This window comes from Pseudomonas persica (genome assembly GCF_900291015.1).
Taxonomy (GTDB): Bacteria; Pseudomonadota; Gammaproteobacteria; order Pseudomonadales; family Pseudomonadaceae; genus Aquipseudomonas.
Window position 1 is genome coordinate 13,052 of sequence record NZ_OLKL01000046.1, and the last position, 26,074, is coordinate 39,125.

Annotated in this window: 25 protein-coding genes; 15 read left to right on the plus strand and 10 right to left on the minus strand. The window is 64.4% G+C overall.

Annotated elements, in window-relative coordinates; all coding sequences use genetic code 11:
• Positions 1 to 124 precede the first annotated feature (124 nt).
• Positions 125 to 832: an autoinducer binding domain-containing protein gene (locus FQ664_RS21825; protein ID WP_144174825.1), complete on the plus strand. Its 708-nt coding sequence runs from the start codon at positions 125 to 127 to the stop codon at positions 830 to 832.
• A gap of 96 nt (positions 833 to 928) precedes the next feature.
• Positions 929 to 2,053 (plus strand): methyltransferase, encoded by a 1,125-nt coding sequence (locus tag FQ664_RS21830; RefSeq protein WP_144174827.1) that lies wholly within the window; start codon positions 929 to 931, stop codon positions 2,051 to 2,053.
• A 121-nt stretch (positions 2,054 to 2,174) separates the two neighbouring features.
• On the opposite strand, the gene FQ664_RS21835 is transcribed toward FQ664_RS21830, so the two are convergent.
• The 3 genes from FQ664_RS21835 to FQ664_RS21845 are packed head-to-tail and all read right to left on the minus strand — an operon-like array spanning position 2,175 to position 4,787.
• Complete coding sequence (locus FQ664_RS21835; protein WP_144174829.1) at positions 2,175 to 2,330, minus strand: DUF2474 domain-containing protein; 156 nt, start codon at positions 2,328 to 2,330, stop codon at positions 2,175 to 2,177.
• 9 nt (positions 2,331 to 2,339) lie between these two features.
• Positions 2,340 to 3,347 carry a cytochrome d ubiquinol oxidase subunit II gene (cydB, locus tag FQ664_RS21840; protein ID WP_144174831.1) on the minus strand — a complete coding sequence of 336 codons (1,008 nt, stop codon included), beginning with the start codon at positions 3,345 to 3,347 and terminating at the stop codon, positions 2,340 to 2,342.
• Positions 3,348 to 3,350: 3 nt separating this feature from the next.
• Complete coding sequence (locus FQ664_RS21845) at positions 3,351 to 4,787, minus strand: cytochrome ubiquinol oxidase subunit I (RefSeq protein WP_144174833.1); 1,437 nt, start codon at positions 4,785 to 4,787, stop codon at positions 3,351 to 3,353.
• A gap of 345 nt (positions 4,788 to 5,132) precedes the next feature.
• Here FQ664_RS21845 and FQ664_RS21850 point away from each other — a divergent pair, with 345 nt between their 5' ends.
• The 3 genes from FQ664_RS21850 (at position 5,133) to trmA (ending at position 9,011) form a co-directional block, all read left to right on the plus strand.
• Positions 5,133 to 6,353: an MFS transporter gene (locus FQ664_RS21850; protein ID WP_144174835.1), complete on the plus strand. Its 1,221-nt coding sequence runs from the start codon at positions 5,133 to 5,135 to the stop codon at positions 6,351 to 6,353.
• Positions 6,354 to 6,633: 280 nt separating this feature from the next.
• Positions 6,634 to 7,929, plus strand: coding sequence for an NCS2 family permease (locus FQ664_RS21855; protein WP_144174837.1), 1,296 nt, complete (start codon positions 6,634 to 6,636; stop codon positions 7,927 to 7,929).
• Positions 7,926 to 9,011 carry a tRNA (uridine(54)-C5)-methyltransferase TrmA gene (trmA, locus tag FQ664_RS21860; protein WP_144174839.1) on the plus strand — a complete coding sequence of 362 codons (1,086 nt, stop codon included), beginning with the start codon at positions 7,926 to 7,928 and terminating at the stop codon, positions 9,009 to 9,011. Before FQ664_RS21855 ends, trmA begins: the two co-directional genes overlap by 4 nt.
• 130 nt (positions 9,012 to 9,141) lie before the next feature.
• On the opposite strand, the gene pcaG is transcribed toward trmA, so the two are convergent.
• Together pcaG and pcaH are read right to left on the minus strand one after the other, a co-directional pair.
• On the minus strand, positions 9,142 to 9,747 hold the full coding sequence (gene pcaG / locus FQ664_RS21865; protein ID WP_144174841.1) for a protocatechuate 3,4-dioxygenase subunit alpha: 606 nt from the start codon (positions 9,745 to 9,747) through the stop codon (positions 9,142 to 9,144).
• A gap of 10 nt (positions 9,748 to 9,757) precedes the next feature.
• Positions 9,758 to 10,477 (minus strand): protocatechuate 3,4-dioxygenase subunit beta, encoded by a 720-nt coding sequence (gene pcaH, locus FQ664_RS21870; protein ID WP_009682255.1) that lies wholly within the window; start codon positions 10,475 to 10,477, stop codon positions 9,758 to 9,760.
• A gap of 227 nt (positions 10,478 to 10,704) precedes the next feature.
• Between pcaH and ypfJ the strand changes: the two genes are divergently transcribed.
• Positions 10,705 to 11,592, plus strand: a complete 888-nt coding sequence (gene ypfJ, locus FQ664_RS21875; protein WP_025340648.1) for a KPN_02809 family neutral zinc metallopeptidase — start codon at positions 10,705 to 10,707, stop codon at positions 11,590 to 11,592.
• 297 nt (positions 11,593 to 11,889) lie between these two features.
• Positions 11,890 to 13,809 (plus strand): HAMP domain-containing methyl-accepting chemotaxis protein, encoded by a 1,920-nt coding sequence (locus tag FQ664_RS21885; RefSeq protein WP_144174843.1) that lies wholly within the window; start codon positions 11,890 to 11,892, stop codon positions 13,807 to 13,809.
• Between the two features lie 117 nt (positions 13,810 to 13,926).
• Here the strand turns inward: FQ664_RS21885 and ggt are convergent, their stop codons facing one another.
• From ggt to mdaB, 3 genes are all read right to left on the minus strand, one after another.
• On the minus strand, positions 13,927 to 15,594 hold the full coding sequence (gene ggt / locus FQ664_RS21890) for a gamma-glutamyltransferase (protein WP_144174845.1): 1,668 nt from the start codon (positions 15,592 to 15,594) through the stop codon (positions 13,927 to 13,929).
• A 117-nt stretch (positions 15,595 to 15,711) separates the two neighbouring features.
• The gene (locus FQ664_RS21895; protein ID WP_144174847.1) at positions 15,712 to 16,608 is read right to left on the minus strand and encodes a LysR family transcriptional regulator; all 897 of its coding nucleotides are present in this window, start codon (positions 16,606 to 16,608) and stop codon (positions 15,712 to 15,714) included.
• A 183-nt stretch (positions 16,609 to 16,791) separates the two neighbouring features.
• Positions 16,792 to 17,382, minus strand: a complete 591-nt coding sequence (gene mdaB, locus FQ664_RS21900; protein WP_144174849.1) for an NADPH:quinone oxidoreductase MdaB — start codon at positions 17,380 to 17,382, stop codon at positions 16,792 to 16,794.
• 163 nt (positions 17,383 to 17,545) lie between these two features.
• On the opposite strand from mdaB, the gene FQ664_RS21905 reads away from it, so the two are divergent.
• A complete protein-coding gene (locus tag FQ664_RS21905) occupies positions 17,546 to 17,860 on the plus strand; it encodes a putative quinol monooxygenase (protein ID WP_144174851.1) in 315 nt (104 codons plus the stop codon).
• Here FQ664_RS21905 and FQ664_RS21910 read toward each other — a convergent pair.
• Positions 17,850 to 18,614, minus strand: coding sequence for a sulfite exporter TauE/SafE family protein (locus FQ664_RS21910; RefSeq protein ID WP_144174853.1), 765 nt, complete (start codon positions 18,612 to 18,614; stop codon positions 17,850 to 17,852). The genes FQ664_RS21905 and FQ664_RS21910 overlap by 11 nt on opposite strands.
• A gap of 77 nt (positions 18,615 to 18,691) precedes the next feature.
• Between FQ664_RS21910 and FQ664_RS21915 the strand changes: the two genes are divergently transcribed.
• The 7 genes from FQ664_RS21915 (at position 18,692) to FQ664_RS21945 (ending at position 25,583) form a co-directional block, all read left to right on the plus strand.
• Positions 18,692 to 19,573, plus strand: coding sequence for a LysR substrate-binding domain-containing protein (locus tag FQ664_RS21915; RefSeq protein WP_144174855.1), 882 nt, complete (start codon positions 18,692 to 18,694; stop codon positions 19,571 to 19,573).
• 162 nt (positions 19,574 to 19,735) lie between these two features.
• On the plus strand, positions 19,736 to 20,341 hold the full coding sequence (locus tag FQ664_RS21920; RefSeq protein WP_144174856.1) for a CDP-alcohol phosphatidyltransferase family protein: 606 nt from the start codon (positions 19,736 to 19,738) through the stop codon (positions 20,339 to 20,341).
• Positions 20,342 to 20,371: 30 nt separating this feature from the next.
• Complete coding sequence (locus FQ664_RS21925) at positions 20,372 to 22,126, plus strand: bifunctional alpha/beta hydrolase/class I SAM-dependent methyltransferase (protein ID WP_144174858.1); 1,755 nt, start codon at positions 20,372 to 20,374, stop codon at positions 22,124 to 22,126.
• The gene (locus tag FQ664_RS21930; RefSeq protein ID WP_144174860.1) at positions 22,127 to 23,587 is read left to right on the plus strand and encodes a phosphatase PAP2/dual specificity phosphatase family protein; all 1,461 of its coding nucleotides are present in this window, start codon (positions 22,127 to 22,129) and stop codon (positions 23,585 to 23,587) included.
• The gene (locus FQ664_RS21935; RefSeq protein WP_144174862.1) at positions 23,584 to 24,015 is read left to right on the plus strand and encodes a hypothetical protein; all 432 of its coding nucleotides are present in this window, start codon (positions 23,584 to 23,586) and stop codon (positions 24,013 to 24,015) included. Before FQ664_RS21930 ends, FQ664_RS21935 begins: the two co-directional genes overlap by 4 nt.
• Before the next feature lie 10 nt (positions 24,016 to 24,025).
• Positions 24,026 to 24,649: a lysophospholipid acyltransferase family protein gene (locus FQ664_RS21940; RefSeq protein ID WP_144174864.1), complete on the plus strand. Its 624-nt coding sequence runs from the start codon at positions 24,026 to 24,028 to the stop codon at positions 24,647 to 24,649.
• A gap of 1 nt (position 24,650) precedes the next feature.
• Positions 24,651 to 25,583, plus strand: a complete 933-nt coding sequence (locus tag FQ664_RS21945; RefSeq protein WP_015271818.1) for a phosphatidate cytidylyltransferase — start codon at positions 24,651 to 24,653, stop codon at positions 25,581 to 25,583.
• Positions 25,584 to 25,793: 210 nt separating this feature from the next.
• Here the strand turns inward: FQ664_RS21945 and FQ664_RS21950 are convergent, their stop codons facing one another.
• A complete protein-coding gene (locus FQ664_RS21950; RefSeq protein ID WP_003258414.1) occupies positions 25,794 to 26,069 on the minus strand; it encodes a metal/formaldehyde-sensitive transcriptional repressor in 276 nt (91 codons plus the stop codon).
• Positions 26,070 to 26,074: the final 5 nt, after the last annotated feature.

Consider the following 26,074-nt stretch of genomic DNA (forward strand, 5'->3'; position numbering starts at 1 on the left):
CTGCCGGGGTCGCAGGAAATCCTGAGCGCCATAACAAAAAAATACCAACACTTTGGCAGGTCTTTTCCTACAATCGTTCGGGTATTCAAACGGACTGGATCCTGAGGTTCAAGGAGTGTTTCGCATGCTTCACTGGAAACCCGAGCATCTTCATGCGTTCGTCAGTGAACGCTGTCCAAAGAGGTTGTTCGACATCGCCGTGCACCTGGCGCAGGATCTGGGCATGGAGTACCTGGGGCTGAACATCCGCATCCAGATCGCTACGCAAACACCCCGCCTGTTCCTGTACAGCAATTACCCGCACGAATGGATCGAGCGTTACCAGCGCGATGAGTTCTACAAGCAGGACCCGGCCGCCAATGCGAGCCACAGCTCGACCATGCCGGTGCTGTGGACCGATGACCTGTATCGCGAGGCCCCGCAGTTTCGTGAAGCGGCCTGCCAGTGCGGTCTGCGCCATGGCTGGACGCAGTCATTGCACGACCTGCAGCACAACGAAAGCCAGATCAGCGTAGCCAGGCCCGCCGGTACCATCGGCACGGTCGAACTCTACGGCAAGGCCGGCAGTGTGCAGTGGCTGTGCCACACCCTGCATGCAGTGCTTGGCGAACATCACCTCAATGCACTGTGCCCACCGCAGCCGAAAATGAGCGAGCGGGAGCTGGAAGTGCTGAAATGGTCGGCCGCCGGCAAGACCGCCGCCGACGTAGCCTGCATCCTCTCACTGTCGCAAAGCACGGTGAACTTCCATATCCGCAGTGTCATCACCAAGACCAACGCCGCCAACAAGGCCGGCGCCATCGCCATTGCCGCCCTGCGTGGCTGGATCTGACCTTCAAACCTGCGACCTTGGGCAAAGCCCTGTAGAATCGCCCGGCAAAGCCCGGGGCGAACCGCAACGGGCAGTTTCGTACCCGAGCCAGACGCCATGCCCCTGTTGACCACCCCCTACGCCGAACTCGACCTGATCCGCCAGCCGGAACAGGCCAACGACCCGCTGCAGGCTTTCGATGCCGCCGACGAGTACCTGCTTGCGCAGCTGCACGAACAGGCCCCCGCGGCCAACTGCCGGGTACTGGTGCTCAATGACAGCTTCGGCGCCCTGGCCGCCAGCCTGGCGGGCAAGCTGCAGGTGGTCAGCAGTGGCGATTCGCACCTGGCGCACCTGGCCCTGGAAAAGAACCTGGCACGCAATCGCCTGCCGTTCGACAGCGTGCCGTTCGTGCCGGCCAGCGAACACTGGCAAGGCCCGTTCGACCGGGTGCTGGTGCGCGTGCCCAAGACCCTGGCCCTGCTCGAAGAACAGCTGATCCGCCTGCAAGGCCAGCTGGCGCCCGGTGCACAGGTGATTGCCGGGGCGATGATCAAGCACCTGCCACGGGCCGCCGGTGACCTGATGGAGAAGTACATCGGCCCGGTGCAGGCCTCGCTGGCGCAGAAAAAGGCCCGGTTGCTGACGGCGACGGTGGCCGAACGGCCGCTCTTCCGCTCGCCCTACCCTAGCCGTTATCGCCTCGATGCGCCGGCACTGGAGTTGCTCAACCACGCCAACGTGTTCTGCCGTGAGGGCCTGGACATCGGCACCCGAGCGTTCCTGCCACACTTGCCCCGCGATCTGGGCAACGCACGGGTGGCGGACCTGGGCTGCGGCAACGGCGTGCTGGCGATCGCCAGCGCCCTGGCCAACCCGGATGCTCAATACACCCTGGTCGACGAGTCGTACATGGCGGTGCAATCGGCGCAAGAGAACTGGCAGGCCGCGCTGGGCGAGCGCCCGGCGGCGTTCGAGGCAGCCGATGGGCTGGCCGGGGTAGAGAAGCAGTCACTGGACGTGGTGCTGTGCAACCCGCCGTTCCACCAGCAGCAGGTGGTGGGCGATTTCCTCGCCTGGCGCATGTTCCAGCAGGCGCGTGAGGCGTTGGTGGTGGGCGGGGCGCTGTATATCGTGGGTAACCGGCACCTGGGCTATCACAGCAAGCTCGCGCGGTTGTTCCGGGGGGTGGAGCAGGTAGCGGCTACTCCCAAGTTCGTTATCCTCAAAGCCCGCAAATAGGCCTTTGGGGCTGCTTTGCAGCCCATCGCGACGCAAGGCCGCTCCCACATTGATCGGCGTACGCAGGACTTTGTGGGAGCGGCCTTGTGTCGCGAAAGGGGCGCAAAGCGCCCCCATTGGTTCAATGGGTGGTCAGGCCGGCTGCCCCCATGAACAGCCGCATCACCCAGGCCGCCACGCCCAGGGCGGCCACACTCATTGCCCAGATCAGCAGCAGCCAACCCAGCCGCTGCCACAGGGGTTTCTTCTCGTCCAGGCCATGCTTGCCGCTCATCATGCGGCCCTCCTAGTGATAGCCGTCTTCATGGGTAACCTTGCCGCGGAACACGTAATAGCTCCAGAAGGTATACATGAGGATGAACGGCAGGATGAACAGTGTGCCCACCAGCATGAAGCCCTGGCTCTGCGGTGGCGCCGCGGCATCCCAGATCGAGATCGACGGCGGGATGATATTCGGCCACAGGCTGATGCCCAGGCCACTGTAACCAAGGAAGATCAGCACCAACGTCAGCAGGAATGGCGTGTAGTGCGCATTGCGCGCCACCGCCTTGAGCAGCCCGTAGAAGGTTACCAGCACCAGCAGCGGCACCGGCATGAACCAGACCAGGTTAGGCATGCTGAACCAGCGCTCGGCAATCTGCGGGTAGGCGATCGGTGTCCACAGGCTGACAATCCCGATCACCACCAGCAGCACCAGCGCCAGCGGCCGAGCGATGTCGTGCATCTTCTGCTGCAGCGCCCCTTCGGTCTTCATGATCAGCCAGGTGCAGCCCAACAGGGTGTAGGCAACGATCAGCCCCAGGCCGCAGAACAGGCTGAACGGGGTCAGCCAGTCAAGGGTGCCACCGGCGAAATGCCGGTCGACCACCTTGAAGCCTTCGAGGAAGGCGCCCAGCGCCACACCCTGGAAGAAGGTGGCGATCAGCGAGCCCCAGATGAACGCCTTGTTCCAGATATGGCGCTTGTCGGCCTTGGCCTTGAAGCGGAACTCGAACGCCACGCCGCGGAAGATCAGGCCGATCAGCATCAGGATCAATGGCAGGTACAGTGCCTCCAGCACTACCGAGTACGCCATCGGGAACGCCCCGAACAGCCCGGCACCGCCCAGCACCAGCCAGGTTTCGTTGCCGTCCCACACAGGGGCGACGGTGTTCATCATCACATCGCGGTCATGCTCGCCCTTGACGAACGGGAAGAGCATGCCGATCCCCAGGTCGAAACCATCCATCACCACGTACATCATGACGCCGAAGATGATGATCACGGCCCAGATCAGCGGAAGGTCGATACCCATGGCTCAGTTCCCCTTGTTCAGGCTGGCAGTGTTGGCCTCGTGGCCATCATCGGCGGCGGACAGCGGCCGCGCCGGCGTGCGTTTGGTGCCAGGGCCACCGGGGCTGTGCTCGTCCCCCTCACCGGTCTGCGGCCCTTTGCGCACCAGGCGCATCATGTAGCCGAGGCCGGTGCCGAACAGGGCGAAGTACACCACCACGAAGGCCACCAGGGTGAAGCCGAGCTGCGCGTAACTGTGGTTCGACACACCGTCTGCCGTGCGCATCAGGCCATACACCACCCAAGGCTGGCGGCCGATTTCCGTGGTGAACCAGCCGGCCAGCAGTGCGATCAACCCGGAAGGGCCCATCCACAGGGCCAGGTACAGGAACGGCCGCGAGGTGTAGAGCGTGCCGCGCTTGCGCAGCCAGAGGCTCCACAGGCCGACGAAGATCATCAGCAAACCCAGCCCGACCATGATCCGGAACGACCAGAAGACGATGGTCGAGTTGGGCCGGTCTTCGGCCGGGAACTCCTTCATCGCCGGCACCTGCTTGTCCAGGCTGTGGGTCAGGATCAGGCTGCCGAGCGCCGGGATCTCGAGCTTGAAGCGGGTGGTTTCGGCCTGCATGTCGGGGATGCCGAACAAAATCAGCGGGGTCGGCTCGCCGGGCACGTTCTCCCAGTGGCCTTCGATCGCGGCGATTTTCACCGGCTGGTGCTTGAGCGTGTTGAGGCCATGGAAGTCACCGATCACCGCCTGGATCGGGGCTACGATCAATGCCATCCACATGGCCATCGACAGCATCTTGCGCACCGCCGGGTTGTCACGCCCGCGCAGCAGGTGCCAGGCCGCCGAGGCGCCGACGAAGAACGCGGTGGAAACGAACGCGGCAGTGGCCATGTGCATCAGGCGGTAGGGGAAGGAGGGGTTGAAAACCACTGCCAGCCAGTCCACCGGCACCACCCGGCCATCGATGATCTCGTGGCCTTGCGGGGTCTGCATCCAGCTGTTGGAGGCGAGGATCCAGAAGGTCGAGACCAGGGTGCCGAGCGCCACCATCACCGTGGAGAAGAAGTGCAGGCCACGGCCGACGCGGTTCCAGCCGAACAGCATGACCCCCAGGAAACCAGCCTCGAGGAAGAACGCGGTCAGCACCTCATAGGTGAGCAGCGGGCCGGTAATGGCGCCGGCGAAGTCGGAGAAGCGGCTCCAGTTGGTGCCGAACTGGTAGGCCATGACCAGGCCGGAAACCACGCCCATGCCGAAGTTGACGGCGAAGATTTTCGACCAGAAGTGATAAAGGTCGCGGTAGACCTGGTTGTTGCTCCGCAGCCAGAGGCCTTCGAGGACTGCCAGGTAGCTCGCCAGGCCAATGGTGATGGCCGGGAACAGGATATGGAACGACACGGTAAAGGCAAACTGCATTCGGGCGAGCTCTAAGGCCTCTATTCCGAACATGGTGCTTCCTCTTCAGATAATCCGGCGTCCGGGCCGCTGGCCCCGTCGCCCACTGCCCCCACGGTAGTCGAGTGCGGCGCGTTGGAATTGTTCTGTTCGATCGCAGGGATTTCGGCCCGAGGGCCCAATCGTTACATCTGGAACGATTGATCCAGATCAACGATTGCTAGGAAGCATAGTCCTGAATGATCGGACAAGCCGTGTGGTTGATTGCCGCGTGACCGGTTGCCCCACCCCCCTTTCATGACGCGTGAAAAAGTGCCGAGCCCGGCAAACAGTAACCGTTTGTTACAAACAGATGATACGCTGCGCCCCCCTCTACTGCGCCGAGGCCCCTGGTTTCCGATGTCCGATTCCGCACCGCAGTTGTTGCGTCACCATCGCCCTTTCCTGGCCTTCTGGCTGGCCCGCGTGTTCACCGCCAGCGGCTTCCAGATGCTCACCGTGGCCATTGGCTGGCACCTCTACCAGTTGACCGGCAATGTGCTGGACCTGGGCCTGGTCGGCCTGGTCGAGTTCGTCCCACGGGTGCTGTTCATGCTGCACACCGGGCATGTCGCCGACCGCTATGACCGGCGTAGGGTCGCTGCCCTGTGCCAGAGCCTGCAGGGGTTGATAGCCCTGGCACTGGCGCTGGGCAGCGCCACCGACAACGTCACCCCCGAGCTGATCTTCGCCCTCGCCTTCCTGCTCGGTGCCACGCGTTCGTTCGAAATGCCGGCGACCCAGGCGCTGCTGCCCAACGTGGTACCGACCGGGCTGTTCCCCCGCGCGGTGGCGGCTTCGGCCTCGGCCACCCAGGCGGCAACCATCGTGGCGCCGGCAGTGGGCGGTTTCCTGTATGCCTTTGGCAGCATCTGGGTATACGGCCCCACCGTGGCCCTGTATGCCATCGCCTGCGTGCTGACCCTGAGCCTGCAGGCACGCGGCCAGGTAGCCCAGCGCGGGCGTGCCAGCATCGACTCGCTGCTGGCCGGTATCCGCTTCATCCGCAGCCGGCCCGACATCCTCGGTGCCATCTCGCTGGACCTGTTCGCCGTGCTGCTGGGCGGGGCCACCGCGCTGCTGCCGGTATTTGCCAAGGACATCCTGCTGACTGGCCCGCTGGGTCTCGGCCTGCTGCGCTCGGCGCCAGCGGTGGGGGCGTTGCTGATGTCGCTGTGGCTGGCGCGCTTCCCGTTCGAGCGCAACGTCGGGCGGACCATGTTCACGGCAGTGGGCGTGTTCGGCGTGGCGACCATCGCCTTCGGCCTGTCGACCTCGTTCTGGTTCTCGCTGGCAGTGCTGGTGGTGCTGGGCGCGGCAGACATGATCAGCATGGTCATCCGCGGCGCCTTCGTGCAGTTGGAGACACCGGATGAAATGCGCGGGCGGGTGAGCGCGGTGAACGGCTTGTTCATTGGTGCCTCGAACCAGCTCGGCGAGTTCGAATCTGGGGTTACGGCGCACTGGTTTGGGACGGTGCCGGCGGTGGTACTGGGCGGGGTGGGCACTTTGCTGGTGACTGGGGTGTGGATAAGACTGTTCCCCACACTGGCCAAGCGCGATCGGTTGCATAACGGTTGATCTGTAGCCTGTACCGGCCCTTTCGCGGGTAAACCCGCTCCCACAAGGACCGCGCCGCCATCAGGCCTGGTGGGGTACCTGTGGGAGCGGGTTCACCCGCGAAGAGGCCGGCACAGGGAAAAAATTACCATTCCCCAACGGCCATAGGCCCCCGCCAGGCATGCTGGTATGATGCGCGGCTTTTTTCCGCCCCGCACAAAACCACGGCAACCGGTACGGTCTGTGCTTTGCTGATGGGGTCGATACATTCATGGCGCCGGGGGCGCCTTGGGGAGCGGGCATGCTGGAAAGGCTGTTTCAACTAAAAGCACACAACACCAATGTGCGCACCGAGATTCTCGCGGGCGTCACCACCTTCCTGGCCATGGCCTACATCCTGTTCGTCAACCCGAGCATCCTCGGCGAGACCGGCATGGATAAGGGCGCGATCTTCGTCGCCACCTGCCTGGCAGCGGCCATCGGCTCCACCACCATGGGCCTGATCGCCAACTACCCGATCGCCCTGGCGCCGGGCATGGGCCTGAACGCGTTCTTCACCTACACCGTGGTCCTGCACATGGGCCACACCTGGCAGGTGGCACTGGGCGCGGTGTTCCTCTCGGCGGTGATGTTCTTCCTGCTGTCGATCTTCCGCATCCGCGAATGGATCGTGAACAGCATCCCGCTGCCGCTGCGTTCGGCCATCGCCGCCGGTATCGGCCTGTTCCTGGCGCTGATCGCCCTGCATAACGCGGGCATCGTCGTCGATAACCCAGCCACCCTGGTGGGCCTGGGCGACCTCAAGCAACCGGCACCGATCCTCGCCACCCTGGGCTTCTTCCTGATTGTCGGCCTGGAGTCGCTGAAAGTGCGCGGTGCGGTGCTGATCGGCATTCTTGCCGTGACCATCGCCTCGATCATGATGGGCGTGACCCCATTCGGCGGTATCGTCTCGATGCCACCATCGCTGGCCCCGACCTTCCTGCAGCTGGACATCGCCGGCGCGCTGGACGTGGGCCTGGTCAGCGTGATCTTCGCCTTCCTGTTCGTCGACCTGTTCGACAACTCCGGCACCCTGATCGGCGTGGCCAAGCGCGCCGGGCTGATGGGCAAGGACGGCCACATGCCGAAGATGGGCCGTGCCCTGATCGCCGACAGCACCGCAGCCATGGCCGGCTCCCTGCTGGGCACCTCGACCACCACCAGCTACATCGAATCTGCCGCAGGCGTGAGCGCCGGTGGCCGCACCGGCCTGACCGCCATCGTGGTCGCCGTGCTGTTCCTGCTGGCACTGTTCTTCGCTCCGCTGGCCGGTAGCGTGCCGGCCTTCGCCACTGCTCCGGCGCTGCTGTTCGTCGCGGTGCTGATGGCTTCGGGCCTGGCGGAAATAAACTGGGACGACGTCACCGAAGCCGCACCGGTGGTGGTGACCGCCCTGGCCATGCCGCTGACCTACTCGATCGCCAACGGCATCGCCTTCGGCTTCATCTCCTGGACCGCCGTCAAGCTGATCTCCGGTCGCCACCGCGACCTGAACCCGGCCCTGGTGATCCTTTCCATCCTGTTCGTCATCAAGCTGGGCTGGTTCAACGCATGAGTGCTGCTTTCGACCCCTCCTCCTACACCACCCAGCTGGACGCCAAGGTGGCCCGGCTGCGCGAGCTGCTGGCGCCGTTCGGTGCGCCGGAGCCGGCTGTTTTCGACTCGCCGCGCGAGCATTACCGCCTGCGCGCCGAATTCCGCCTGTGGCGCGAAGATGGCCAGCGCCACTACGCCATGTTCGCCCCGGGCGAGAAGCACAAGGCGATCCTGATCGACGACTTCCCGATTGCCAGCCAGCGCATCAACGAGTTGATGCCACGCCTCAAGGCGGCTTGGCAGGCCAGTGAAGAACTCGGCAACCGGCTGTTCCAGGTAGAGTTTCTCACCACCTTGGCTGGCGATGCCATGGTCACGATGTGCTATCACCGCCCGCTGGACGAGGCCTGGGAAGTGGCTGCACGGCAGTTGGCTGGCGAGCTGGGCGTAAGCGTGATTGGCCGTTCCAAGGGCAAACGCCTGGTAATCGGCCGCGACTACGCAGTGGAAAAACTCGACGTGGCCGGCCGCGTATTCAGCTATCGGCAGCCGGAAGGCGCATTTACCCAACCGAACGGCGCGGTGAACCAGAAGATGCTGAGTTGGGCCTTCGAGGCCATCGGCGAGCGCGAAGACGACCTGCTGGAGCTGTATTGCGGCAATGGCAACTTCACCCTGCCGCTGGCCACCCGCGTGCGTCAGGTGCTGGCTACCGAGATCAGCAAGACGTCGGTCAATGCCGCGTTGAGCAACCTCGACGAGAACGCTGTGGATAACGTGCGGCTGGTACGCCTGTCGGCGGAAGAACTGACCCAGGCACTGAATGAGGTGCGACCGTTCCGGCGCCTGGAGGGCATCGACCTGAAGGGCTATGAGTTCGGCACGGTGTTCGTCGACCCGCCGCGCGCCGGAATGGACCCGGATACCTGCGAGCTGACCCGGCGTTTCGAGCGGATCCTGTACATCTCGTGCAACCCGGAGACGCTGGCGGCGAACATTGCCCAGTTGCAGGACACCCACCGCATCGAGCGCTGTGCGTTGTTTGACCAGTTCCCCTATACCCATCATATGGAAAGTGGGGTTCTGCTGGTTCGGCGTTGACCGGTAGATTGCCGGGGCCGCTTTGCGGCCCTTTCGCGACACAAGGCCGCTCCCACAAAGGCCTGCGTACGCCGATCAATGTGGGGGCCTTGTGTCGCGATGGGCTGCAGAGCAGCCCCAGTGGCTTGAATCAGAAATCGAAGAAGACTGTCTCCCCTTCCCCCTGAATACGGATATCGAAGCGATACGCCGTCTTCCCGTCCACCTCACAACGCTTGGCCAGCAAGGTCTCGCGCCGCTGCGGCTGCTCGATCAGGTTGAGCACCGGGCACTTGGCATTGGCCTCGGCCTCGTCATCGAAATACAGCCGTGTGTGCAGGTGGATGTTGATCCCCCGGGCAAACAGGCTGATGTTGATGTGCGGCGCCATCGGCACGCCAGCAGCATTGTTCACCACACCCGGCTTGATCGTGTGCAGGGTCCACTCACCAGCATCGAAGGTGGTCGCAGTGCGGCCAAAGCTGTTGAAGGCGTTTTCCAGGTTGTAGGCATCCTGGTACTCGCCGTTGGCGTCGGCTTGCCACACTTCGAGGAACGAGTCGCGCACCAGGTGGCCATTACCGTCATACACCTGGCCGATCAGCAGGATGTGCTCGCCTGGCGCGTCCGGCTTGGCCAGGCGGTTCCAGATTTCCTGGTCGCGGGTCGGGTTGCCGGCCGCTTCCAGGGCCAGGCCGATGTGCACGTAGGGGCCGGCGGTCTGCGAAGGGGTTTCCGGCAGCAGTTCGATTGGCATGGCGGGGTCCTCAGCAGTTTTCGAAGTGGGTCTTGCGCTGGCCACGCAGCACGATGTCGAAGCGGTAGGCCAGGCAGTCCATCGGGTTGGCGTTGCTCATGTCGAGCTTGGCGATCAACTGCTGCACGGCTTGCGGGTTGGCGATCGACTTGACGATCGGGCACATCGGGATCAGCGGGTCACCCTCGAAGTACAGCTGGGTGATCAGCTTGGTGGCGATCGACGGGCCGCTGATGGCGAAGTGGATGTGCGCCGGGCGCCAGTCGTTCGGGCCGTTGCGCCATGGGTACGGGCCCGGCTTGATGGTGCGGAAGCTGTAGTAGCCGTCACGGTCGGTCAGGCAGCGGCCGACGCCGCCGAAGTTCGGGTCCAGCGGTGCCAGGTAGCGGTCGTTCTTGTGACGGTAGCGGCCGCCGGCGTTGGCCTGCCACATTTCCACCAGGGTGTTCGGCACAGGCTTGCCGTACTGGTCGACCACACGGCCGGCGACGATGATGCGCTCACCGATCGGCAAGCCGCCGTTGTTGAAGTTCAGCAGCAGGTCATGGTCGTGGGCGCCGAAGCCCAGATGAGAAAAGTCCGGGCCGGTGGTTTCGCTGATCGACTGCGGGATGCTGACCAGCGCCTGGCGCGGCGAGCGGGCAACGGACGTCTTGTAGTCAGGCGTAAGGGCTTTCGGGTGCCAGTTGCGATCACGGATCACGAAGCGGCTGTTGTCCTGGGCGGGCATGCCGGTTTCCTCTCTTGGAATTATGGAAATGCGAGGGGGGCTTCTTCGAAACCCTGCCGCGGGCAAGCCCGCTCCCACATGCAGTTTCGGACAGGTAGCAGGCAATGAATATTGAAATCAGGCACTTCAAACATAACCATTTGGTTATGGATAAACACCTTAGCCTGACACTCACCGCCGTCGTGGACTAATCTTTGTCTTCTTGTTTCACGCTCCGGAGAGCATTCATGGATTGGCGAAAAGGCCGACGCAGCGACAATGTGGTCGATGCTCGAGGTGAAGGTGGTGGTGGCGGCATGCGCTTCGGCGGCGGCAAGGGGCTGGGGCTTGGCGCGGTGCTGCTGATCGTCGGCATCGGCTGGCTCACCGGCCAGGACCCATTGCAGATTCTTGGCCAGCTCGCTGGCCAGATGGAGCAGCAACAACAGCAAGCGCCCAGCAGCGCGGGCGGCAAGGCCCCGCCGGCCAACGACCAGCAGGCCGAGTTCGTCGCCTCGATCCTGGGCGACACCGAAGACACCTGGAAAGCCCTGTTCGCCGAAGGCGGCAAGCAGTACCGCGACCCCAAACTGGTGCTGTTCAGCGGCCAGGTCAATTCGGCCTGTGGCTTTGCCTCGGCGGCGGTGGGGCCGTTCTACTGCCCGGCCGACCAGCGGGTTTACCTGGACATGTCGTTCTTCCGCGAAATGGAAACCCGCTTCGCCGCCGCCGGCGACTTTGCCCAGGCCTACGTGATCGCCCATGAAATCGGCCATCACGTGCAGACCCTGCTGGGCGTGTCGGCCAAGGTCGATGCCGCGCGCCGCAGTGGCCAGCGCATGGAAGGCGACAATGGCCTGCTGGTGCGCCAGGAGCTGCAGGCCGACTGCCTGGCCGGGGTATGGGCTTACCAGGCGCAGAAGCGCCTGAACTGGCTGGAGCCGGGCGACGTCGAAGAGGCGCTGAACGCGGCCAATGCGATTGGCGATGACCGTCTGCAGCAGCAAGGCCGCGGCCGCGTGGTGCCGGACTCGTTCACCCACGGCACCTCGGCACAGCGGGTGCGCTGGTTCAAGGCCGGGTTTGCCGAGGGTGAGGTGAACCGCTGCGATACCTTCAGTGCGCGTAACCTCTGATACCCCGTCCACAGGCTGGCGCGGTCATTGTGGGAGCGGCTTGAGCCGCGAACACCGGCAAAGCCGGTGCCATCCACCGCGTCGCCTGCTTCGCGGGTGACCCCGCTCCCACAGGGTTTGCGCAAGCATTGGGATCTTGAGCAGGACAATTGATCCGCCAACCCATCTTTTGCTGAAAAAGCGTTTCAGCTTCCCCCATCACTGCCGATAACCCCTGCACGAATCAGCGGGCATCCAGAACAACAACGCCTGGCGATCGAAGATCAATCGAGCGAAAACAACTTCTGGAGAGCGTGCATGAACAGCTGGTTCGCCAACATCAGCGTCAACCTCAAACTCGGCCTGGGCTTCGGCCTGGTGCTGATCCTCACCGGACTGCTGGCCCTGACCGGCTGGACCAGCCTCGGCAGCCTGATCGACCGCAGCAACTGGATGGGCGATATCGGCCAGCTCAACAAGCACCTGACCGACCTGCGCATTGCCCGCCTGCAGTACATGATCGCCAATGGCGACGATGCCGCCGCCGCCAACACCCAGGCCAGGCTGGACGCCTTCAGCAAGCAGCAAGCCTACCTGGCGAACACCTTCAAGAGCCCGGAAAACATCAAGCTGCTGGGTGAGCTGGGCGAAACCATCAGCGCCTACAAGGTGTCGCTGAACAAGATGCGCCAGGGCTACGACGCCAGCCGCACCGCGCGCACGGCCATGGACGGCTCGGCCAGCCAGGCCGACCAGGACATGGACGCCCTCAGCCAGGAAGTCATGGCACGCCCCGAAGCCGACAGCGTGCGCCTGGCCCAGTACCAGCTGATCAGCAAGGCTCGCCAGCAACTGCTGCAGGTGCGCATCGATGTTCGCGGCTACATTGCCGACAACAGCACCGCCAACGAGCAGGCCGCCCTGCGCCAGCTGGACGCAGCCCTGGCCGGAATCGACAACCTCAAACGCCAGTTGCCCGCCGAAGATACGCGCCTGCAACAGTTCAAGGATTCGGTGCTGGCCTACCGTGACGCCGTACGCCAGTTCCGCGACGCGGTCGCCAACATCACTACCGCGCGCGCCGAAATGACCGTTCAGGGTGCCGACATCGTCAAGCGCAGCGATGCGCTGTACCAGATTCAGCTGCAGCGCCGCGACATCGAGAGCACCCAGGCCCGCAGCCTGCAGGCTATCGCCACCTTGCTGGCGCTGTTGGTCGGTGTACTGGCGGCCATCCTGATCACCCGCCAGATCACCCGTCCGTTGCACGACACCCTGGTGGCGGTGGAGAAGATCGCCAGCGGCGACCTTACCCAGCACCTGCGCGTTACCCGCCGCGACGAGCTGGGCGTGCTGCAGCAAGGCATCGCGCGCATGGGTACCACCCTGCGCGAATTGATCAGCGGCATCCGCGATGGCGTCACCCAGATTGCCAGCGCTGCCGAGGAGCTGTCGGCGGTGACCGAGCAGACCAGCGCCGGCGCCAACAGCCAGAAGGTCGAGACCGACCAGGTGGCCACCGCCATGCACGAAATGGCCGCTACTGTTCAGGAAGTGGCGCGCAATGCCGAACAGGCCTCACATGCCGCCACCGGTGCCGATGACGAAGCCCGAGCCGGCGACCGCGTGGTGGGCGAAGCAATTGGCCAGATCGAGCGTCTGGCCGAGGACATGCACCGCTCCACCGAGGCCATGAACCTGCTGCAGCAGGAAAGCCAGAAGATCGGCAGCGTGATGGACGTGATCAAGTCGGTGGCCGAACAGACCAACCTGCTGGCGCTGAACGCGGCGATCGAGGCAGCGCGTGCCGGCGAGGCCGGCCGTGGCTTTGCCGTGGTCGCCGACGAAGTGCGTGGCCTGGCCCAGCGCACGCAGAAATCCACCGAAGAGATCGAAGAGCTGATCGCCAGCCTGCAGCATGGCACCCAGCAGGTGGCCAGCGCCATGCAGGGTAGCCGTACATTGACTGACAGCAGCGTTGAACTGGCACGCAAGGCAGGTGCGTCGCTGGGGAGCATTACCAGCACGGTGTCGAACATCCAGTCGATGAACCAGCAGATTGCCGCAGCGGCGGAGCAGCAGAGTGCGGTGGCGGAGGAGATCAGCCGCAGCATCCTGAATGTGCGCGATGTGTCGGAGCAGACGGCGGCGGCCAGTGACGAGACGGCAGCGTCCAGCGTGGAGCTGGCGCGCCTTGGCGGGCAGTTGCAGACGTTGGTCAGCCAGTTCCGCGTCTGACCGACAGACAGCATTCGCGGGTAAACCCGCTCCCACAGGTACAGCGCAAGTTGCGACGGCTGCACCAATCCTGTGGGAGCGGGTTTACCCGCGAATGCGTCGGCACTGCCTACACAATCATTTTACGATCATCCCCACCCCACGGCCGCGCGGATCCGAAGCGGTCTCCAGCTTCGTGCCGTCCACCCGGATCGCCTGGATATCGCCCATCTCCCAGCCCTGGTCCTCCAGCACATAACCCATCTTCTTCAGCTCGTCAGCCACCGGCCCGGTCAGCGGCGCATAGCTGTCAAAGTAGATGGTGTCCTTGGGCAGCAACTGATGGTGCACACGTTGCGCCGCTACCGCCTTGTCCAGCGGCATGCCGTAGTCGTACAGGTTGTTCATCACCTGGAAGATCGAAGTAAAGATCCGCGAGCCACCCGGGGTACCGATAACCAGCTCGACCTTGCCATCGCGGGTCATCAGGCTGGGGCTCATGGACGACAGCATGCGCTTGCCCGGCGCGATGGCATTGGCATCGCCGCCAACCACGCCAAAGGCATTCGCCGCCCCCGGCTTGGCGCTGAAATCGTCCATCTCGTCGTTGAGCAGGAAGCCCGCGCCTTTCACCACCACGCCACTGCCGTAGTCGAGGTTGAGGGTGTAGGTGTTGCTGACCGCGTTGCCCTGCTTGTCGACGATCGAGAAATGCGTGGTCTGGTGCGGTTCCAGGCCCGGCTTGACCTTGTCGGTGTCGGAAATCGCCTTCGAGTTGACCTGCGCGGCGCGCTTGGCCAGGTAGTCCTTGGCCACCAGCTGGTCCACCGGCACTTTAGTGAAGCCCGGGTCGCCGAGGTAGTCGGCGCGATCGGCGAACACGCGCTTCTCGATCTCGGCCAACAGGTGGATGTACTGCGCCGAGTTGTGCGCCACCCCCTTGAACTCCGCTGCGCGGTTTTCCTTGATGCCCAGCAGCTGGGCCAGGGCGACGCCACCGGAGCTTGGTGGTGGCGCGGTGTAGACCACGTTGCCACGCCAGCTCACGGCCATCGGCTCACGCCATACGGCCTTGTAGTCCTTCAGGTCCTGTTTGGTGATCAGGCCCTTGTCGGCCTGCATCTGCGCCACCAGCAGGTCGGCAGTCCTGCCCTGATAGAACTCGCTCACGCCCTTGTCGGCGATGCGCTCCAGGGTCTGGGCCATTTCCGGTTGCTTGAACAACTCGCCGACCTTCATGGTGCCGAAGTAGTCGTTGAAATTGGTCGCGGTCTTGAACATGCCCTGGGCATCGTTGCGGTACTGGTACTGCTTTGCGGCCACCTTGAAGCCGTTTTTCGCATAGCCGATGGCCGGGGTCAGCAGTTCGCTCCAGGGCAGCTTGCCGAACTTCTGGTGCGCCTCCCACAACCCCATCACCGTACCAGGTACGCCAGCCGCGCGTGCCCCGACCAGGCTGAGGTTCTCGATGACCTCACCCTTGTCGTCCAGGTACATGTTGCGCGTGGCAGCCTGGGGCGCGACTTCGCGGTAGTCGAGGAAGTAGGGTTTGCCGTCGACGAACAGGGTCATGAACCCACCACCGCCGATGTTGCCGGCCTCGGGGTAAGTCACCGCCAGGGTGAAAGCCGTCGCCACTGCCGCATCCACCGCGTTGCCGCCTTTCTTGAGGATGTCGGCGGCCACCTGTGCACCATATTGATCAGGTGCGGCCACTGCGCCGCCCTCCAGAGGGGCGGCATAAACCGGGGAACAGCTCAGGATCGCGGCCGCGAGAGCCAGGTACTGGAACGGAACAATACGCATGACACTTCCTTGGTGTTGTTTTTGTTGAGCAGTCAGTAAGGCCGAAGCGCTTCGACTGTGCAATCAACCGCAGGAAGTTTCGCCGCCGGTGAACAGGATCTGTCGCGTTCAGGCAACTCAGCAGGCGTACATCGCCAGCTTGCGCTGGATGAAATCGAGGAAACACTGAATGCGCAGTGCCAACTGGGTGTTGCGGTAGTACACCGCGTGGATCGGTTGGCGATAGCCATTGTTGGCCGCGCTCAACAGTACCTGCAGGCGCCCGGCGCGGATATCTTCGTGGGTCATGAAATGCGAAAGGCTGACAATGCCCTCGCCGGCCAGCGCCAGCTGGCGCAGGGTCTCGCCGCTGGAGGCGATCAGCGCCGGGCGGATGCTCCAGCGGTCACCCTGGGCATGGCGCAGAGGCCAGTGGTTGAGCGATTCGGGCTGGCTGAAGCCGAGCAGGCAGTGGTTGGCCAGGTCTTCGACCTGCTGTGGCGTGCCGTGCTGCTCCAGATAGCCCGGGCTGGCCAGCACCTGCACCGGGCTGCAGCCCAGGTTGCGTGCGTGCAGGCTGGAGTCGGCCAGTTCACCAATGCGTATTGCCACATCGGTGCTCTGTTCCAGCAGGTCGATGATCAGGTCGTCGGTGTCCAACTCCAGCTCGATGCCTGGGTACTGGCGGCGGAACTCGCCGATCCACGGCAGGACGGCATGCAGCATGAATGGCGCGGCGGCGTTGATGCGCAGGCGCCCGGTGGGGGTCTGGCGGTTCATCGACAGGCGCTCTTCCATCTCGTCCATCTGCTCGAGGATCAACCGCGCGCGTTCGAGGAAGAAGCGGCCCTCCTCGGTCAGGTCCATGCGCCGGGTGGTACGGTTGACCAGCGTGGTGCCCAGCTTGCCCTCCAGGCGCGACAGCGTGCGGCTGACGGCGGACGGGGTCTGGCCCACCTGCTCGGCGGCGGCAGAGATCGAGCCGCAGTCGATGACGGCGACGAATACCTGGAGTTCTTCGGATCGGGTTTTCACATCTGCGCCTGTGGTTGGACTCTGCACGGATTAGATAGCCGCTTGTCGAGGCCAAGTCCAGCGGTGCCTGTGCCGGCCTCTTCGCGGGTAAACCCGCTCCCACAGGTCCCCCACAGTCCTTGAAAGCCGCGCAGCAACCTGTGGGAGCGGGTTTACCCGCGAAGAGGCCGGCACAGGAATAACTTACTGTGCCTTGCCGAATACCTTGTCCAGATGCGCCTCATAGGCCGCCAGCGCCGCCGGCACATCCGGGCGCTTCATCACATCCACCGCCAGGTACGTCGGCAGCCCGGTCATGCCAAGGAACTGGTTAGCCTTGTGGAACGGGAAATACACCGCATCCACGCCTTTACCCTCGAAGAAATCGCTGGGGTCGTCAAACGCCTGCTGCGGCGCGTTCCAGGTCAGCGACAGCATGTACTGCTTGCCGTGCACCAGGCCACCGCTGCCGTACTTCTGCGAGTGGTCCGAACGGGTCCGGCCGTCGTTGGCATACAGGCTGCCGTGGCCAGCGGTGAACACATCGTCGATGTACTTCTTCACCGTCCACGGTGCGCCCATCCACCAGCCGGGCATCTGGTAGATCACCACGTCGGCCCAAAGGAATTTCTCCACCTCTTCGTGAGCGTCGTAGCCACCATCGATAAAGGTCTGGCGTACATCGAACCCGGCCCGGTCCAGATGGGCGATGGCCGCTTCATGCAAGGTCGTGTTGAGGCGCCCATCGGAGTGAGCGAAGTGTTTACCACCGTTGAGCAAAAGAATCTTTTTCATGCTGGCCTCCAGGACCGATCCAGAAAATCAGGCCGGCAGAGTAGAGGCTTGCAGGTAGGAGAAACAGTAACGACAGGGCAAAATACAATTGACCTGAAGTCACGAATATTCGACGTATTCTTGCCGTAGAATCTATTTAACTTACATCACCGAGTAGCGCCCCATGAGTGAGCAGTTCGCCTTCATCCTCAAAGCCAAGACCCGCCCTGAAATGGCTGATGCGTTCGAAACCCTGTTCCGCCCCTACGTCGAGCCAAGCCGCCAGGAGCCGGGCTGCATCGAGTACCACATGCTGCGCGACAAGGAAGACCCGAGCCTGTTCGTGTTCTTCGAGGTATGGGCCGACCAGGCCGCGCTGAATGTCCATTCGGCCCTGCCGCACATGACCGCCTTCTTCGAAAAGCGCATGGACTACCTGGAGCGCGATTTCGATATCCAGCGGGTCGACATGCTCAGCGCTTCGTCTGCTAACCGTTGATCAGCAGATGGCCGCCGAGTGCGCTCAGGCCGATGAAGAAGCACTGTTTGAACAGCAGCGCGCTGATGCGCTGACGCAGCCACTGGCCGGCCAGCATGCCGAGCAATGCCGGCGCCAGCATCAGCAGTGAAGCACCCAGTGCCTGGCTACCCAGGGCATCCTGCCCGGCCAGGCCAACGGCCAAGGCCAGGGTAGAAACCATGAATGACAGGCCCAGGGCCTGGATCATCTGCTCCCGGCTCAAGTCCAGGCTCTGCAGGTAGGGCACCGCCGGCATCACGAATACCCCGGTCGCTGCCGTGACCACGCCCGTAACCAGCCCGCAAAGCGGCCCCAGCCAACGCTCCCGCCCCGGCGCCAGACGCAAGCCCGGGCCGACCAGCCCGTACAGCGCATACGCCAGCAAGGCCGCGCCCAGTGCATGCACGGCCCACGGGCCGCTGTTGATCCCCAGCCAGGCGCTGCCCAGCAAGGTACCGACGAAGATCGTCGCCAGCATTGGCCCCAGGCGTACCAGCAACCGCCGCAGGTGCCCGCCGCTGGCCAGCTGCCACAGATTGGTGAGGGTCGAGGGCACGATCAGTAACGCCGCAGCCTGCGCCGGTGACATAGCCATGCCCAGCAGGCCCATGGCGATGGTCGGCAGGCCGAGGCCGATCACCCCTTTCACCGCGCCGGCCAGCAGGAAGGTCAGTACCACCAGCAGCGACAGCGCTGGGCCAATATTCTGGTAGAAAGCGAGCAAGGTATTCATGGGCCGATGATGGCGTGTGCCGGCCGGGGTGAAAATCTGCCATATACTCAGCCAGACTCTTGCCAGGACAGAGCCACATGCATTTCGACCTGATCGACCTCAGGCTGTTCCAGCACACCCTGGAGTGCGGCAACATCACCGCCGGCGCCAGCCGCAGCCATCTGTCGCTGGCAGCAGCCAGTGCACGCATCCGTGCCATGGAAGCATCACTGGGCATCCCTTTGCTGGAACGCAACCGCCGTGGCGTGCAACCGACCCCGGCCGGCCAGGCACTGCTGCAGCATGCCCGGCTGATAACGCAGCAGGTCGAACGCCTGCAGTTCGACCTGGGCCAGTATGCACAAGGGCAGCAGGGCCAGGTGCGCCTGCTGTGCAACACGGCTGCGCTCACCGAGTACCTGCCGGAACTGCTGGCCGGCTACCTGGCTGAAAACCCCGGCGTCAGCGTGGATGTGCACGAGTTGCCGAGCCTGCGCATCGTGCAGTCGATAACCCAGGGCATGGCAGACCTGGGCATCGTGTCCACCGCTGCCCCCAGCGAGCACCTGCAGACCCGGCCGTTTCGCGACGACCCGTTGGTGCTGGTAACGCCGTTGCGCCACCCGCTGGCCAGCGAGGTCGCGCCCAGCTTCATCGATAGCCTGGCTCACGGCTATGTTGGCCTAGGGTCTGGTAGTGCATTGGCGTTGTACCTGGAAGAGCAGGCCCTGCGCGAAGGGCGGCGCATGCGGGTTCGGGTACGGGCCGAGGGGTTCGACGGGGTGATCCGCATGGTTGCGGGCGGGGCCGGGGTGGGGGTGGTGCCGCTGGCTGCGGTGAAGCGTTGGCAAGGGGTGTTGCCGTTGCACTGGGTGGCACTGACGGAACCATGGGCCAACCGCCGGTTGCTGGTGTGTGCACGGGATTTTGCGGCATTGCCGGGGTATGCAGCAGGGTTGGTAGCCACCCTCACCCGCTGACGGGGTGGATGGCACGGGCTTCGCCCGTGTTCGCGGGCGAGCCCGCTCCCACAGGATACGCGGTATCTCCCGGATTGACGCTGTACCTGTGGGAGCGGGTTTACCCGCGAAGAAGGCTCGCACACAATGGCGCCATAACGCCCCACCGAAAAGGATTTTCCAGTGGCATCGATCTATCAGTTCAAACCGCGCTTCCAGGCCCTGCTCCGCCCCACCGTGCAGCGCCTTCACGACCGCAGTGTCACCGCCAACCAGGTCACCGTCGGCGCCGCCCTGGTGTCGATTCTGCTGGGCCTGCTGCTGGCCACCCTGCCCCATCTCTCCTGGCTGTTCATCCTGCTGCCGATCTGGATGCTGCTGCGCATGGCGCTGAACGCCGTCGACGGCATGCTGGCCCGGGAATTCGGTCAGCAATCCACCCTCGGCGCCTACCTCAACGAACTGTGCGACGTGATCGCCGACGCCGCGCTGTACCTGCCCTTCGCCCTGCTGGCCGGTGTATCGCCAACCTTGGTCGTACTCGTAGTGCTCAGTGCCACCTTCAGCGAATACGCCGGTGTCATGGGCCCGCTGGCCGGCGCCTCACGGCGCTACGACGGGCCCATGGGCAAGAGCGACCGGGCCTTTGCCTTCGGCGTGCTGGGCACCGGTGTCGCCTTCGGCCTGCTGAACGGCGCCTGGATCAACGGCTTGTTGCTGGTCATCCTCGCACTCTCGCTCTATACCCTCTACAACCGGGTTCGCCAGGGGCTGGCCGAAACCCGCTGAGCCCACTGCCGTCGTAAAAGGATGTCGACCATGCGCCAAGCGCAAGCGCTGCACTTCTCCACCCATGACGGCGTCGAGCTGCACTACCGTCACTGGCCTGCCACCCGAAACCAACACCAGCCACGCCGGGCCGTGGTGATGTTCCACCGCGGCCACGAACACGGCGGGCGCATGGCCCACCTGGCCGATGAGCTGGACATGCCAGGCTACGATTTCTTCGCCTGGGATGCCCGTGGCCACGGCCAGTCGCCGGGCGCGCGCGGCGACAGCCCAGGGTTCGCCACCAGCGTGCGCGATGTGCAGACCTTCATCGAGCATATCCAGGCCCGCCACGGCATCGCCGAACCGGACCTGGTGGTGCTGGCACAGAGTGTCGGGGCCGTGCTGGTCGCCACCTGGGCCCACGACTACGCGCCCAAGGTACGCTGCCTGGTGCTGGCCTCGCCAGCGTTCAAGGTCAAACTGTACGTGCCGTTCGCCCGCCCCGGCCTGAAGCTGCTGAAGGCCTTGCGCGGCAACTTCTTCGTCAACAGCTACGTCAAGCCGCGCCTGCTCACCCACGACCCCGAGCGGGTCATGTCGTACGTGGCCGACCCGCTGATCAGCCGGCCGATTTCGGTGACCATGCTGCTGGGCCTGTACGAAGCCGCCGACCGGGTGGTGGCGGACGCCCAGGCCATCCAGCTGCCAACCCAGCTGCTGGTGTCCGGTGCCGACTTCGTGGTCGAACGCCAGCCGCAGGAACGCTTCTTCGAACGCCTGGGCAGTGCGCGCAAGGAAATGCACATCCTGCCAGGCTTCTTCCACGACACCCTTGGCGAGCGTGATCGGGCCCATGCCCTGCGGCGTATCGAGCGGTTTGTCGAACATTGCTTCGCCAGCCCCGCCGCCCTGCCATCATTGCTCGAGGCCGACAAGACCGGCGCCAGCTGCGCCGAGGCCGAAAGCCTGGCCGCACCGCTGCCGCGCAACTCGCCCCGCGACCTTTACTGGCGCGCTACCCGCGCCGGGCTACGCCTGGGCAAGGGGTTGTCCGAAGGCGTGAAGCTGGGTTTCGACACCGGTTTCGATTCGGGCAGTACCCTCGACTACGTGTACCGCAACCAGCCGACCGGCAAAGGCAAGCTTGGCCGCCTGGTCGACCAGAACTACCTCGACGCCATCGGCTGGCGTGGCATCCGCCAGCGCAAGCTGCACGTGGAGGAACTGCTGCGCCTGGCCATCGCCCGCCTGCGCGAACAGCAGCGGCCGGTGCACATTGTCGATATCGCCGCCGGCCATGGCCGCTATATCCTCGAGGCCTTGCAGGAACTCGAACAATTGCCGGACTCGATCCTGCTGCGCGACTACAGCGAACTGAACGTGCAGCAAGGCAGCGCACTGATCGCCGAAAAGGGCCTGGCCGACATCGCCCGTTTCGTCCACGGCGATGCCTTCGACCGCCAGAGCCTGGCCACCCTGGAACAACCGCCGGCCCTGGCCGTGGTCTCCGGCTTGTACGAACTGTTCGCCAGCAACCAGTTGGTAGGCAATTCGCTGGCGGGCCTGGCCGACGCGCTGGAGGATGGCGGCTACCTGGTCTACACCGGCCAGCCGTGGCACCCGCAACTGGAAATGATCGCCCGCGCCCTCACCAGCCACCGCGGCGGCGAAGCCTGGGTAATGCGCCGCCGCAGCCAGGCCGAAATGGACCAGCTGGTAGAGGCGGCGGGCTTCCGCAAGCTGGCCCAGCGCATCGATGAATGGGGCATTTTCAGCGTCAGCCTGGCACAACGGGTGCGCTGAATGAACCGTTCACGCGAGCCCGGGCTGATCCGCCGGGGGGTGTACTGGCTTCTGCTGCTGGGGCCGCTGTTTTTCCTCAGCTACGGGCTGGCGAACAACCATACGGCCGGGCGCAGTGATGTCGGCAGCCTGGTGTTCGGCTGGGAAAGCCGCATGCCGTTGTGGCCGTGGACGATCATCCCGTACTGGTCGATCGACCTGCTCTACGGCTTGTCCTTCCTGCTGCCGCGCACGCGCCAGGAAATGGACCGGCATGCGCTGGCGCTGCTCACCGCGCAGCTGATCAGCGTCAGCTGCTTCCTGCTCTGGCCGCTGCGCTTCACCTTCGAGCGGCCGGAACTGGGCGGGGTATTCGGCTGGATGTTCGATGTGCTGATGGGCTTCGACAAGCCGTTCAACCAGGCGCCTTCGCTGCATATTGCCCTGCTGGTGATCATCTGGACGATGTTTGCCCGGCACGTGCGGCGCCAGCCCTGGCGTTGCCTGATGCATGGCTGGATGGCACTGATCGGGGTGTCGGTGCTGACCACCTGGCAGCACCATTTCGTCGACGTTCCCACAGGGGCATTGGCCGGGTTTGTCTGCGTCTCGTTGTGGCCACATCAAGGGCCGCTGCCCTGGCAGCAGGTGCGCCTTGCGCGGGATGCCAAGCGTTGGCGGTTGGCGTTGTTTTATACAATGGCTGGACTGCTGTGCGCAGTGCCTGCCGTTGCGTTGGGCGGTGCCTGGCTGTGGTTGACCTGGCCGGCCGTGTCGCTGGCTTTGGTGGCGCTGAACTATGCCGTGCTCGGCGCAGGCGGGTTTCAGAAAGGCGCCGATGGGCGCTTGTCGAATGCAGCCAGCTGGCTGCTGGCGCCGTACCTGGTGGGGGCGTGGGTCAACTCGCGGTTGTGGACCTGGCGGCGCCCGCAGGCGGATGAAGTGTGTGATGGTGTCTACCTTGGGCGGATTCCAGGGCGTGACGCGCAGTTCGCTGCGGTAGTCGATTTGTGCGCTGAGCTACCGTGTCATGTTCAGGACAGCGCGGACAATTGTAGGAGCGGCCTTGTGTCGCGAAAGGGCTGCGAAGCGGCCCCAGGTTTTCAGCTTCGCAGCAGATATTGCTGGGTCCGCTTCGCGGCCCTTTCGCGACACAAGGCCGCTCCCACAGGGTACGCGTCAGCCGGTCAAGCAGCGCATGGCTACGCCTGTTTTCCTACCCTGGACCTGATCGCCCCGGAAAGCCCATTGCTGCACCAGGCCGCCGTCGCCATCGAACGCCTGCGCTCCCAAGGCCCGGTGCTGGTCTGTTGCGCCCTGGGCTATTCGCGCAGTGCCAGCGCCGTGGCCGCCTGGCTGGTGCTCACGGGCCGCTGCAGTGATGCTCGCCAGGCCGAAGCGCTGATCCGCAAGGCCCGCCCCGGCGTGGTCCTGCACAGCGCACACCGCCAGGCCTTGCAACAACTAGAGGCACAAGCATGAGCCTGCACGTGGTGGCCAGCCTGCTGGGCCGTGGCAAACAACTGGAACGCCTGTCGGACGGCCTCACCCTGCTGGCCCTGGCCTACGGCCTGGCGCCCTTGCTGGGTGCCCGGCTGCAACCGCTGGCCAGCCTGCTGTGCATTGTGCTGCTGGTACTAGGCGTACTGCACAAGTACTGGGCCATCCGCGTGGCCGTGGATGCCGAACTGTTCGCCCGCCTGGCCGCTAGCCGCGACCTGGCGACGGACACCCAGGCCCTGGACCGCGCCTTGTTCGAGCTGAAACTCAAACCGCAGGCCACCGATTCCCGCGCCTGGCCTGCACGCAGCCAGGCCGCGCTGGCCCTGTTGCACCGCCAGGCAGTGTGCCTGGGGCTGCAGCTGTCGCTAGCCCTGGCTACCCTGCTGACACTGCCTTTGAAGGGATGACTACCGATCCATGCTCGCCAACCTGACCGCCTACCTCATCACTTCCGCCGCCCGCCTGATCACCGGCGCCCGCGCCCTGTGGCTGGGCTGTACGCCGCTGCCGGTGCAGCGCCTGTACTTCGCCAACCACAGCAGCCATGGCGACTTCGTACTGCTGTGGGCCTCGCTGCCGCAGCCGCTGCGCAAGCGTACCCGTCCGGTAGCCGGTGCCGATTACTGGGCCAAACCGGGCATTCGCGATTTTCTTATCCGCAAGGTCTTCAATGGTGTGCTGATCAACCGGCAACACAGCGCCGGCCAGGGCAGCCCGTTGCAGCCGATCCTCGAAGCCGTGGCCGAGGGCGACTCACTGATCTTCTTCCCGGAGGGCACCCGCAACCTCGGCGACGAGCCACTGATGCCGTTCAGGAGCGGGCTGTACCACCTGGCAGCAGCCAACCCCGACCTCGAGCTGGTGCCGGTGTGGATCGCCAACCTCAACCGGGTGATGCCCAAGGGTCGTGCCCTGCCGTTGCCGTTGTTGTGCACTTTGAGCTTTGGCGAACCGCTGCACCTGCAGCCGGATGAAAACAAGCAAGCCTTTCTCGAGCGGGCCAGCCAGGCCCTGCTGAACCTGGCCCCCAAGGATGCCTGAGATGGACGACAACACCCTTTCCCTGTTCGCCGGCATCGGCGCCCTGCTGCTGCTCGCCAGCGTGATCGGCCGCCTGCTCAAATGGCGCGCCGGCCCGGCACCGCACGCGGTGATCGACAACCTCAACGCCCGCATCAACGCCTGGTGGGTGATGGTGCTGGTGATCGGCATCGCCTTCCTGTTCGGCAAGTACGGCGTGATCGTGCTGTTCTACGGCGTGTCGTTCTACGCCCTGCGCGAGTTCATGACCCTCACCCCGACCCGGCGCAGCGACTACCCGGCGCTGGTAGCGGCGTTCTATGTGGCGCTGCCGGTACAGTACGTGCTGATCGCCATGGACTGGTACGGGTTGTTCAGCATCTTCATCCCGGTGTACCTGTTCCTGCTGTTGCCGATCCTGGCCAGCTTCGGCGGCGACACCACGCGCTTTCTCGAGCGCGCCTCGAAGGTGCAGTGGGGGCTGATGATCGCGGTGTACTGCGTGTCGTCGGTACCGGCATTGATGACCCTGGACATCCCGGGCTACGAGGGCCGCAACCTGCTGCTGATCGCCTGGCTGATCCTGGTGGTGCAGATCAGCGATGTGCTGCAGTACGTGTGCGGCAAGCTGTTTGGCAAGCACAAGGTAGCGCCCAACCTGTCGCCGTCCAAGACCGTCGAAGGCCTGGCCGGCGGCGTGGCGCTGGCCACCCTGATCGGTGCCCTGCTGTGCTGGATCACCCCGTTCACCTTCTGGCAGGCCGCACTGATGGCCTTGGCGGTGAACGCCATGGGCTTCTTCGGCGGGCTGGTGATGTCGGCGATCAAGCGCGACCGCGGGGTGAAGGACTGGGGGCACATGATCGAAGGCCACGGCGGCATGCTCGACCGCATGGATTCGGTGTGCTTTGCCGCGCCGGTGTTCTTCCATTTTGTGCGGTATTGGTGGGCGTAGTTATACCCCCAGGGAGTATGCGCGCTATCGTAGGAGCGGCTTTAGCCGCGAACACCGGCGCAGCCGGTGCCATGCACCGCGTTGGGTTCTTCGCGGCTAAAGCCGCTCCCACAGGGTACACGGACCGCTTGCAGAGTCAGTTCTCTACGCGACAGCGCAACCCGAAGGGCTGGGCGATCTCGGGCAAGGGATCGCACCATTCCCGCGTATTCACTTGAGGTACGACCGCAGCAACGTCGCCACCTTGTCCGCCTCGTCCTGCCGCTCCTCGGCACTCAGCCCGTCCGCCACCAGGTGTTCGCGGATATGCCCCTCCATCACCTCCGCCATCAGCCCATTCACCGCGCCGCGCACGGCGGCGATCTGCTGCAGGATCGCCAGGCAGTCCTTGTCCTGCTCCAGCGCTGTCTCCAGGGCGGCGGCCTGGCCTTTGATCTTGCGCACCCGGGTCAGCAGTTGCTTCTTGCTCTTCAGGGTATGTGCCATTGGGT

What these genes read in the sequence shown, in the direction of transcription:
- FQ664_RS21940 (WP_144174864.1), top strand. Translation starts at nt 24,026, where the DNA reads ATGCTCGCCAACCTGACCGCCTACCTCATCACTTCCGCCGCCCGCCTG.
- FQ664_RS21925 (WP_144174858.1), top strand. Translation starts at nt 20,372, where the DNA reads ATGCGCCAAGCGCAAGCGCTGCACTTCTCCACCCATGACGGCGTCGAG.
- FQ664_RS21850 (WP_144174835.1), top strand. Translation starts at nt 5,133, where the DNA reads ATGTCCGATTCCGCACCGCAGTTGTTGCGTCACCATCGCCCTTTCCTG.
- FQ664_RS21930 (WP_144174860.1), top strand. Translation starts at nt 22,127, where the DNA reads ATGAACCGTTCACGCGAGCCCGGGCTGATCCGCCGGGGGGTGTACTGG.
- FQ664_RS21825 (WP_144174825.1), top strand. Translation starts at nt 125, where the DNA reads ATGCTTCACTGGAAACCCGAGCATCTTCATGCGTTCGTCAGTGAACGC.
- FQ664_RS21855 (WP_144174837.1), top strand. Translation starts at nt 6,634, where the DNA reads ATGCTGGAAAGGCTGTTTCAACTAAAAGCACACAACACCAATGTGCGC.
- FQ664_RS21945 (WP_015271818.1), top strand. Translation starts at nt 24,651, where the DNA reads ATGGACGACAACACCCTTTCCCTGTTCGCCGGCATCGGCGCCCTGCTG.
- FQ664_RS21910 (WP_144174853.1), bottom strand. Translation starts at nt 18,614, where the DNA reads ATGAATACCTTGCTCGCTTTCTACCAGAATATTGGCCCAGCGCTGTCG.
- FQ664_RS21950 (WP_003258414.1), bottom strand. Translation starts at nt 26,069, where the DNA reads ATGGCACATACCCTGAAGAGCAAGAAGCAACTGCTGACCCGGGTGCGC.
- FQ664_RS21845 (WP_144174833.1), bottom strand. Translation starts at nt 4,787, where the DNA reads ATGTTCGGAATAGAGGCCTTAGAGCTCGCCCGAATGCAGTTTGCCTTT.
- trmA (WP_144174839.1), top strand. Translation starts at nt 7,926, where the DNA reads ATGAGTGCTGCTTTCGACCCCTCCTCCTACACCACCCAGCTGGACGCC.
- cydB (WP_144174831.1), bottom strand. Translation starts at nt 3,347, where the DNA reads ATGGGTATCGACCTTCCGCTGATCTGGGCCGTGATCATCATCTTCGGC.
- mdaB (WP_144174849.1), bottom strand. Translation starts at nt 17,382, where the DNA reads ATGAAAAAGATTCTTTTGCTCAACGGTGGTAAACACTTCGCTCACTCC.
- FQ664_RS21905 (WP_144174851.1), top strand. Translation starts at nt 17,546, where the DNA reads ATGAGTGAGCAGTTCGCCTTCATCCTCAAAGCCAAGACCCGCCCTGAA.
- FQ664_RS21835 (WP_144174829.1), bottom strand. Translation starts at nt 2,330, where the DNA reads ATGATGAGCGGCAAGCATGGCCTGGACGAGAAGAAACCCCTGTGGCAG.
- FQ664_RS21935 (WP_144174862.1), top strand. Translation starts at nt 23,584, where the DNA reads ATGAGCCTGCACGTGGTGGCCAGCCTGCTGGGCCGTGGCAAACAACTG.
- ypfJ (WP_025340648.1), top strand. Translation starts at nt 10,705, where the DNA reads ATGGATTGGCGAAAAGGCCGACGCAGCGACAATGTGGTCGATGCTCGA.
- pcaH (WP_009682255.1), bottom strand. Translation starts at nt 10,477, where the DNA reads ATGCCCGCCCAGGACAACAGCCGCTTCGTGATCCGTGATCGCAACTGG.
- ggt (WP_144174845.1), bottom strand. Translation starts at nt 15,594, where the DNA reads ATGCGTATTGTTCCGTTCCAGTACCTGGCTCTCGCGGCCGCGATCCTG.
- FQ664_RS21885 (WP_144174843.1), top strand. Translation starts at nt 11,890, where the DNA reads ATGAACAGCTGGTTCGCCAACATCAGCGTCAACCTCAAACTCGGCCTG.
- pcaG (WP_144174841.1), bottom strand. Translation starts at nt 9,747, where the DNA reads ATGCCAATCGAACTGCTGCCGGAAACCCCTTCGCAGACCGCCGGCCCC.
- FQ664_RS21830 (WP_144174827.1), top strand. Translation starts at nt 929, where the DNA reads ATGCCCCTGTTGACCACCCCCTACGCCGAACTCGACCTGATCCGCCAG.
- FQ664_RS21915 (WP_144174855.1), top strand. Translation starts at nt 18,692, where the DNA reads ATGCATTTCGACCTGATCGACCTCAGGCTGTTCCAGCACACCCTGGAG.